Annotated in this window: 6 protein-coding genes and 1 tRNA gene; 3 read left to right on the forward strand and 4 right to left on the reverse strand. The window is 66.1% G+C overall.

Going from position 1 to position 8,504, the window contains the following annotated elements:
* Nucleotides 1–2: 2 nt before the first annotated feature.
* From ABDV69_RS18910 to ABDV69_RS18920, 3 genes are all read right to left on the reverse strand, one after another.
* Nucleotides 3–76 (reverse strand) — tRNA-Met (locus ABDV69_RS18910).
* Nucleotides 77–136: 60 nt separating this feature from the next.
* Nucleotides 137–3,109: a UPF0182 family protein gene (locus ABDV69_RS18915; RefSeq protein ID WP_343577136.1), complete on the reverse strand. Its 2,973-nt coding sequence runs from the start codon at nucleotides 3,107–3,109 to the stop codon at nucleotides 137–139.
* 108 nt (nucleotides 3,110–3,217) lie between these two features.
* A complete protein-coding gene (locus ABDV69_RS18920; protein WP_343577137.1) occupies nucleotides 3,218–4,240 on the reverse strand; it encodes a PDZ domain-containing protein in 1,023 nt (340 codons plus the stop codon).
* 94 nt (nucleotides 4,241–4,334) lie between these two features.
* Between ABDV69_RS18920 and ABDV69_RS18925 the strand changes: the two genes are divergently transcribed.
* The 3 genes from ABDV69_RS18925 to ABDV69_RS18935 are packed head-to-tail and all read left to right on the forward strand — an operon-like array spanning nucleotide 4,335 to nucleotide 7,979.
* Nucleotides 4,335–5,717, forward strand: coding sequence for a zinc-dependent metalloprotease (locus tag ABDV69_RS18925; protein ID WP_343577139.1), 1,383 nt, complete (start codon nucleotides 4,335–4,337; stop codon nucleotides 5,715–5,717).
* 36 nt (nucleotides 5,718–5,753) lie between these two features.
* On the forward strand, nucleotides 5,754–6,593 hold the full coding sequence (locus ABDV69_RS18930) for a cyclodehydratase (RefSeq protein WP_343577141.1): 840 nt from the start codon (nucleotides 5,754–5,756) through the stop codon (nucleotides 6,591–6,593).
* Nucleotides 6,594–6,635: 42 nt separating this feature from the next.
* Complete coding sequence (locus ABDV69_RS18935; protein ID WP_343577142.1) at nucleotides 6,636–7,979, forward strand: AarF/UbiB family protein; 1,344 nt, start codon at nucleotides 6,636–6,638, stop codon at nucleotides 7,977–7,979.
* A gap of 11 nt (nucleotides 7,980–7,990) precedes the next feature.
* On the opposite strand, the gene ABDV69_RS18940 is transcribed toward ABDV69_RS18935, so the two are convergent.
* Entirely contained in the window at nucleotides 7,991–8,254 is a 264-nt protein-coding gene (locus ABDV69_RS18940; protein ID WP_343577144.1) for a WhiB family transcriptional regulator, read from the reverse strand.
* Between the last annotated feature and the right edge of the window lie 250 nt (nucleotides 8,255–8,504).

Raw genomic sequence — 8,504 nt, forward strand, 5'->3', positions numbered from 1 at the left:
GGTAGCGGGGACAGGATTCGAACCTGCGACCTCTGGGTTATGAGCCCAGCGAGCTACCGAGCTGCTCCACCCCGCGACGGGTGAATACCAGGTTACCGAACGCGACCGAGCCCACCAAATCGCGCGCTCACCAGCACTACTTCGCGTCGTTGTACTTGGTGATCGCCTCGTCGAGGCGCTGCAGCGCCGCGCCGTAGGCGCCGAAGTCGCCCGACTTCTGCGCGTCACGGGCCGCGCCCATCGCCGTCTCGACGTCCTTGAGTGCGGCGGACTTCGCCGGCGACAGACTGACCGCCCCGCTGGGCGGCGGTGGTGTCACGGCATTGGCGGGGGGCGGTGGGCTGGCGGGCGGTCCGCCCGGCGGTGCCCCTGCGGGCGCCCCGGACTCGGTCGGCGCGATACCGGCCGCCGTGGCCCCGGCGCCTGGACCGAACAGTCCAGTGAGCGCGTCGCCGACGGTCGGGCCGTAGCCGATCTTGTCGTTGTACATCATCGCCACCCGGATCAACCGCGGATACGATGACGCAGCATCGCTGGCCCCGGGCGAGGCGTACACCGGCTCGACATACAGCAGCCCGCCGTGACCGACCGGCAGCGTCAGCAGGTTGCCCCATCTGATCCGGTTCTGGTTGTCGCGCCCGATCACACCGAGATCCTGCGATACCACCGGGTCGGTGGTAATCGCGTTATTGGCCAGCTTGGGACCGTTGACCTGACCGGGAATGGTCAACACGGTGATCTTGCCATAGGTCGACGGATCAGAACTGGCGCTGATGTAGGCCGCCAGATAGTCGCGCTTGAACCTGTTCATCGCGCTGATCAGTTGATAAGAAGCCGAATTATCATCCTTGGCAATATTTTTCGCGACGATGTAGTACGGCGGCTGGTAACTGCTGGCGGTCGGGTTCGGGTCCAGCGGCACGTCCCAGAAGTCTGACGTGGAGAAGAACGTCACCGGGTCGTTGACGTGATATTTGGCCAGCAGCATCCGCTGCACCTTGAACAGGTCTTCGGGATAGCGCAGGTGCGCGGCCAGTTCGCCGGTGATGTCGCTCTTCGGTTTGACCGTGCCGGGAAAGACTTTCATCCAGGCCTGCAGCACCGGGTCGTGCTCGTCCTGCTGATACAGCGTCACGGTTCCGTCGTAGGCATCGACGGTGGCCTTGACCGAGTTGCGGATGTAGGACACCTGCTTGTCCGGCGCCAACCGGTTGAACGCGACTTCGGTTGAGTCGGCGGTGGCCGACGACAGAGAGGTGAGCTCGGAATACGGGTAGTTGTCCAGCGTGGTGTAGCCGTCGATGATCCACACCATCCGCTTGTTGACGATCGCCGGGTACACGCTGCTGTCCGTGGTCAGCCACGGCGCTACCGCTTCCACCCGCTGGGCCGGGTCGCGGTTGAACAGGATCTTGCTGTCGGACCCGATCACGTTGGAGAACAAGAAGTTCCGCTCGGCGAACTTCGCGGCGAAAACGCCGCGGGATATCCAGCCGCCGAGTGGCACTCCCCCGCTGCCGGTATACGTGTAGTTCTTGGTCTCGGTGTTGGTCTCGTAGTCGTATTCCCGGTCGACGCCGCTTTTTCCGACGATCGCGTAGTCGGCAGGCGCACTGGCGATCACCGGACCGAAGTAGATCCTCGGCTGGTCCAGCGGCGCTGGGCCGGGGGACAACACGCTGCCATTGGCCCCGACCACGCTGGCCAGAAACTCCGGATATCCACCATTTTGGTTGGGGTCGTTGGCGATTCCGCGCACGGTGTTGGCCGGTGAGGCGATGAAGCCGTTGCCGTGGGTGAAAACGGTGTGTTTGTTGATCCAGTCCCGCTGATTGTCGATCAGATGGTCGGGGTTGAGTTCCCTTGCGGCGACGACATAGTCGCGCAGGTGATCGTCGCGGTCGCGGTACCGGTCGATCGACAACCGGTCCGGGAAGTAGTAGAAATTCTTGCCCTGCTCGAACTGGGTGAACGCCGGGCTGATGATGGTGGGGTCCAGCAGTCGGATGTTGGACGTGGTGGCCCGGTCCGAGGCGACCTGCTCGGCCGTGGCCTTCCCGTCGCCGCTGTAATCTCGGTAGCTCACCACGTCCTCGGTCAGGCCGTAGGCCTGGCGGGTCGCGGTGATGCTCCTGCTGATGTACTCGCGTTCCTTCTGCGCCGCATTGGGTTTTACGCTGAATTGCTCGATGACCAGCGGCCATGCGGCGCCGACCACCATCGACGACAGCAGCAGCAGCACCAGCCCGATGGAGGGAATCCGCAAGTCGCGCAGCACGATCGCCGAGAACACCGCGATCGCGCAGATCAGCGCGATCGCCAGCAGGATCAGCTTGGCCGGCAGCACCGAGTTGATGTCGGTGTAGCCGGCTCCGGTGAAGGGCTTGCCCGCCCGGGTGTGCGACAGCAACTCGTAGCGGTCCAGCCAGTAGGCGACCGCCTTGAGCAGCACCAGCGTCCCGACCAGGCTGATCACCTGGATACGCGCCGAGCGGCTCAGCGCACCGGCGCGTCCCGACAACCGGATGCCGCCGAAGATGTAGTGCGTCAGCAGATTCGCGACGAGAGCCAGAAACACCGCGACGAAGAAGAAGCTGAGCACCAGTCGGTAGAAGGGCAGCTCGAAAGCATAGAAGCCCAGGTCCTTACCGAATTGCGGATCGCCGATGCCGAAGCTACCGCCATGCAGAAAGAGTTGGATACGAACCCAAAAAGTCTGCGCGACAACGCCAGCGAGCAGCCCGATCGTCACGGGCACACCGGTAGCGATGATCCGCAGCCTGGATAGCACCACGGTGCGGTAGCGCGCCACCGGATCGCTGCCGTTGCTCGGCACGAACACCGGCCGGGTCCGGTACGCCATCGCCAGGGCGGCGAACACGATGCCGCCGACCAGCAGCCCGATCACCACGAACACGATCAACCGGGTCACCAGCACGGTGGTGAACACCGATCGGTAGCCCAGTTCGCCGAACCAGAGCCAGTCGACGTACGCGTCGATCAATCGAGGCCCGATCAGCAGCAGACCGATCGCGGTCAGCGCGATCGCGATGAGCGTCCGGCTGCGTCGAGTCAGCTTCGGCATTCTGGCGGCGGGCCGCATCCCCACTAGCTACGCTCCCTGCTCGGTGGTGCTCGACGTGTCAACTGTACGCATCGTCTGATCTACCCGGCTCCTCCCCGCGCCGCTCCGCGACGCGCATCGTTGCCGCACGCGCTAGCAACTCGGCGGCTGCCCGCCGGAGGCCACGGCGTGCAGCGCGTCCACCGCCCCACCGAGGTTGTCGACCTTGATCATCTGCAGGCCGGGCACCTTCTCGGCGATAGCCTCGTAACAGTTGCCGGCCGGCACCAGGAACACCGTCGCGCCGGCGTCGTGGGCGGCGCTCATCTTGTGCCCGATCCCGCCGATCTTGCCGACCTCGCCGTCCGGCTTGATCGTGCCGGTGCCTGCCACGAACTTCGACCCGGCGAGATTGCCGGTCGTCAGCTTGTCGATGACCGCCAGGCTGAACATCAACCCCGCCGACGGCCCGCCCACGTTGGCGAGGTTGAAGTCGACCGCAAATGGCGCCCACGGCGCGTCCATCACGGAGACGCCGACGAAGCCGTAGTCCCCCTTCGGATGATGACCCAACGTGATCTGGGCCGTCCCGGGTGGCGCGTTCTTACGGCGGAAACCGACGGTGATCTGCTGTCCGGGTTTGGTGGTCTTCAGAAACGACGTGAACTGCTCCACGTTCGCTACCGGCTTACCGTTGACTGCCTGGACGGCATCGCCGGCCTGCAGCTTGCCCACCGAGGGCCCGGGATCGGTGAGCATCACGATCGTCACCGCCTCCGGGTATTTCAGATAGCCCAGCGCCGCGAATTCGGCGTTGTGCTCCGACTCCTTGAAATCGGCGTCGTTGGCCTTATCGACTTCTTCGCGCGACTGACCAGGCGGGTAGACCAGATCGCGCGGCATCAGCTGTTCCTGCCCGGACAGCCACAGCGTCAGCGCCTCGGCCAGGCTGAGCTCGTCGCGCTGAGACACCGTCGTCATGTCCAGGTGGCCCGTGGTCGGGTGCGTCTGGGTGCCGATGATCTCGACGACCTGCTTGCCGTCGACCTCGCCGAGGGTGTCGAACGCCGGACCCGGGCCCAGCGATACGTACGGCACCGTGACCGCGGCGAGCAGCACACCGAAGACCACGATCGGGACCAGCGCCACCATCAGCGTCAGAATCCGCCTGTTCACGTCGCTAACACTAGACGCTGGCGTCACACCAGCCCGGTTCATGGCCCGGCTCCTTCTCAGGACGGGACGCCGGGCCGCGCGCCATGGGTAGCCGATGAGTACCGTTGGGGACATGGCTGACCTGCCTTTCGGGTTCTCCGGTGGAGACGACCCGGACCGCGACAAGCACCGTGAGAACGACAACGAGTCCGGCTCGGGATCTGCTGACCCGTTCGGACTCGGTGGCCTCGGCGGCGAATTCAACATCGCCGACCTCGGCCAGATGTTCACCCGGCTGGGGCAAATGTTCAGCGGCGCCGGCTCCATGGGCGGTCAATCCTCCGGCCCGGTGAACTACGAGCTCGCTCGCCAGCTGGCATCGAGCTCGATCGGGTTCGTGACGCCTATCCCGATCGCGACCCGAGAGGCGATCGGCGACGCCGTCCACCTCGCCGAGACCTGGCTCGACGGCGTGACCGCCCTTCCGGCTGGCACCACCAAGACGATCGCCTGGACGCCCAACGACTGGGTGGAGCACACCCTGGAAACCTGGAAGCGGCTGTGCGATCCGATGGCCCAGCAGATCGCCACGGTGTGGGCGTCGGCGTTGCCCGAGGAAGCCAAGGCGATGGCCGGCCCGCTGATGTCGATGATGTCGCAAATGGGCGGCATGGCATTCGGCTCGCAGCTCGGCCAGGCATTGGCCCGGCTGTCCAAAGAAGTGTTGACGTCCACCGACATCGGATTACCGTTGGGCCCCAAGGGGATTGCGGCGCTGTTGCCCAACGCCATCGAATCGTTCGCTGACGGGCTCGAGCAGCCTCGCAGCGAGATTGTCACCTTCCTCGCGGCCCGCGAGGCCGCTCATCATCGCCTGTTCAGCCACGTGCCGTGGCTGTCGAGTCAGCTGCTCGGCGCGGTCGAGGCCTACGCCAAGGGCATGAAGATCGACATGCACGGGATCGAGGAGCTGGCGCGTGATTTCAACCCGGCGTCGCTCAGCGATCCTGCCGCCATGGAGCAACTACTGGAACAAGGCGTGTTCGAGCCCAAGGCGACGCCCGAGCAGACCCAGGCGCTGGAGCGGCTGGAGACGCTGCTGGCACTGATCGAGGGGTGGGTGCAGACCGTGGTGAACGCCGCACTGGGTGAACGGATCCCCAGCGCGGCCGCCCTCGGCGAAACATTGCGGCGGCGCCGGGGCACCGGCGGGCCGGCCGAGCAGACCTTCGCGACGCTGGTAGGCCTGGAATTGCGGCCGCGCAAGCTGCGCGAGGCCGCGGCGCTGTGGGACCGGCTGACCCAGGCCGTCGGCGTCGACGCCCGCGACGCGGTCTGGCAGCACCCCGACCTGTTGCCCGGCTGCGATGATCTCGACGACCCGGCCGGCTTCATCGACCGCGCGCTCGGTGGCGACACCAGCGGAATCGAGGAAGCCATCGCTGAATTCGAGCGTCGCTCCCGTGACGACGACGGCCCCGGCTCTGTGGATAGCTGAGCCCTTCTTCGCTCATCGGCGTGGCACAGTGCCAGGATGGCGCAGCCCAAGCCGCCGCTGTATGCACTCGACCCGGCGCTGCCGGTGCTGCTTCGGCCCGACGGCGCGGTGCAAGTGGGCTGGAGCCCGCGCCGCGCCGTGCTGATCCGGCCACCGCGCGGCGTGACCGCGACCGGACTGGCCACCCTGCTGCGGGCGATGCGTTCGCCAGTGCCGATCAGCGAGCTGCAACGCCAGCGCATCGGCCTGAGCAACGGCGAATTGGTCGATCTGGTTGGGCAATTGGTGACAGTCGGCGTCGCCACCTGCGGCACCCGCCAACGGCCGAGCCGCTCAGCGTCGATCCGGGTGCACGGCCGCGGCCCGCTGTCCGAACTGCTGGCCGACGGGTTGCGGTGCTCGGGAGCCCGGGTCAAACAGAGCAACCAGCCGCATGCCGCCGTGACGTCTGCCGACGCCGACCTGGTAGTGCTGTCCGACAACCTCGTCGTCGACCCGCGGCTGCTGCGCGAGCTGCACAGCCAGCGTGTCGCGCACCTGGCGGTGCGGGTGCGGGACGGCACCGGGCTGGTCGGCCCGTTGGTTGTGCCCGGTGTGACGAGCTGCCTGGACTGCGCGGACTTACACCGCAGGGATCGCGACGCGGCGTGGCCCGCAGTCGCGGCGCAGCTGCGGGACACTGTCGGCGTGGCCGACCGCGCGACCGTGCTGGCCACCGCGGCGTTGGCGCTCAGCCAGGTCAACCGGGTGATCGCAGCGGTTCGCGGAACCGACTCCGAACCGCCCGCGTCGTTGAGCGCGACCCTGGAGTTCGACGTGCACGCTGGCTCGATCGTGGCGCGGCAGTGGCCGAAGCATCCGCTGTGTTCCTGCTGACAGCGGTTGTGGCCAGATCGGTGGAGCGGGCACAGGCTGGTCGTGGATGATGGTCATGTGTCGGAGATCAAACGTAAGGGCGCTGCGCGTAACGCGAAGCTGGCGGGTTTGGCGGGTGGCATCGCCGGTCGCACGGCGCTGGGGTTCGGCAAGCGGCTGGCCGGCAAATCGCAGGACGAAGTCAACGCCGAGTTGATGGAGAAGGCGGCCAAGCAACTCTTCACCGTGTTGGGCGAGCTCAAGGGCGGCGCGATGAAAGTCGGTCAGGCCCTGTCGGTGATGGAAGCCGCGGTTCCCGAGGAGTTCGGCGAGCCGTACCGCGAGGCGCTGACCAAGCTGCAGAAGGATGCACCGCCGCTGCCCGCCGACAAGGTGCACCGGGTGCTCGACGCCCAGTTGGGTACCAAATGGCGTCAACGGTTTTCCGAGTTCGACGACACCGCGGTGGCCTCGGCCAGCATCGGCCAGGTGCACAAGGGCGTGTGGTCCGACGGTCGTGAGGTCGCCGTCAAAATCCAGTACCCGGGCGCCGACGAGGCGTTACGCGCAGACCTGAAAACCCTGCGACGCATGATCGGTGTGGTCAAGCAACTCGCACCCGGGGTGGACGTCCAGGGCGTCGTCGACGAACTGATCGATCGCACCGAGATGGAACTCGACTACCGGCTGGAAGCCGAGCACCAACGTGCCTTCGCCAAGGCCTACGACGGCCACCCCGAGTTCCTGGTCCCGCGGGTGGTGGCCAGCGCCCCGAAGGTCGTGATCCAGGAATGGATCGACGGCGTCCCGATGGCGGACATCATCCGCGAGGGCACCGTCGAGCAGCGCGACCTGCTGGGAACTCGGCTGGCCGCTTTCATCTTCGACTCACCGCGGCGAATCGAGATGATCCACGGCGACGCGCACCCGGGTAACTTCATGCTGATGCCCGACGGGAAGATGGGCGTCATCGACTTCGGTGCCGTCGCACCGCTTCCCGGCGGATTCCCGGTCGAACTCGGGGCGACGATCCGGTTTGCCCGCGACAAGAATTACGACATGGTGCTGCCGACGATGGAGAAGGCCGGGTTCATCCAGAAGGGCGAGCAGGTGTCGGTGCGTGACATCGACGAGATGCTGCGTCAGTACGTCGAACCGGTCGAGGTCGAGGTGTTTCACTACACGCGTAAATGGTTGCAGCGCATGACTTATCGGCAGCTGAACCAGGGTGTCGCGCAGATCAAGACGGCGCGGCAGATGAATCTGCCGCCCAAGCTGGCGATCCCGATGCGAGTGCTTGCCACCTCGATGGCGATCCTGTGTCAGTTAGACGCGCACGTGCCGTCCCAAAAGCTCTCCGAGGAGCTGGTTCCCGGCTTCACTGAGCCGGATGCGGCTGCCGTCTGACGAATTTCGCTTTACGCGGCGATCTTGCGCGGGCGCCCACGCGGACGTTTGCGGCTCACGACGGAGCCGCGGTCCAGGATCTCGCCGCCCCACACTCCCCACGGCTCGGCGCGGTCCAGCGCCTCGGCCAAGCATGCCCGCCGAATCGGGCAGTAGGCACACAACTCCTTGGCGCGCTCCAAATCGGACGGGCTGTCGGCGAACCACAGGTCGGGATCGCTTAAGTGACAAGGCAACTCGGGCTGCTGATCGTCGGGATCTGGTTCCGCGGTCATGCCGTGGACACCTGCTTCCTGGTCTGGTGGACGTTTTGTGATTTCCGGACCAGTGGCGGGTGGCTTGCTGAGAAATTTGGCCACGGATCCTGGTGACTTCGGGTCCGTGGCCTGGTGGCGAGATTTAGGGCTTCCTACGTGGGTAGCGGCCCAATCCACGGACGCTGGGTCTTGGCGGCGGCAATGCGCTGGTGCGCAGCCGCCGAGGCGGCGGCATGGCGGGAGATGGCGCCGGCCGGGCGTACGTCGA

It is taken from the genome of Mycobacterium sp. (genome assembly GCF_039583785.1).
Lineage (GTDB): Bacteria > Actinomycetota > Actinomycetes > Mycobacteriales > Mycobacteriaceae > Mycobacterium.

What these genes read in the sequence shown, in the direction of transcription:
- ABDV69_RS18925 (WP_343577139.1), top strand. Translation starts at nt 4,335, where the DNA reads ATGAGTACCGTTGGGGACATGGCTGACCTGCCTTTCGGGTTCTCCGGT.
- ABDV69_RS18930 (WP_343577141.1), top strand. Translation starts at nt 5,754, where the DNA reads ATGGCGCAGCCCAAGCCGCCGCTGTATGCACTCGACCCGGCGCTGCCG.
- ABDV69_RS18940 (WP_343577144.1), bottom strand. Translation starts at nt 8,254, where the DNA reads ATGACCGCGGAACCAGATCCCGACGATCAGCAGCCCGAGTTGCCTTGT.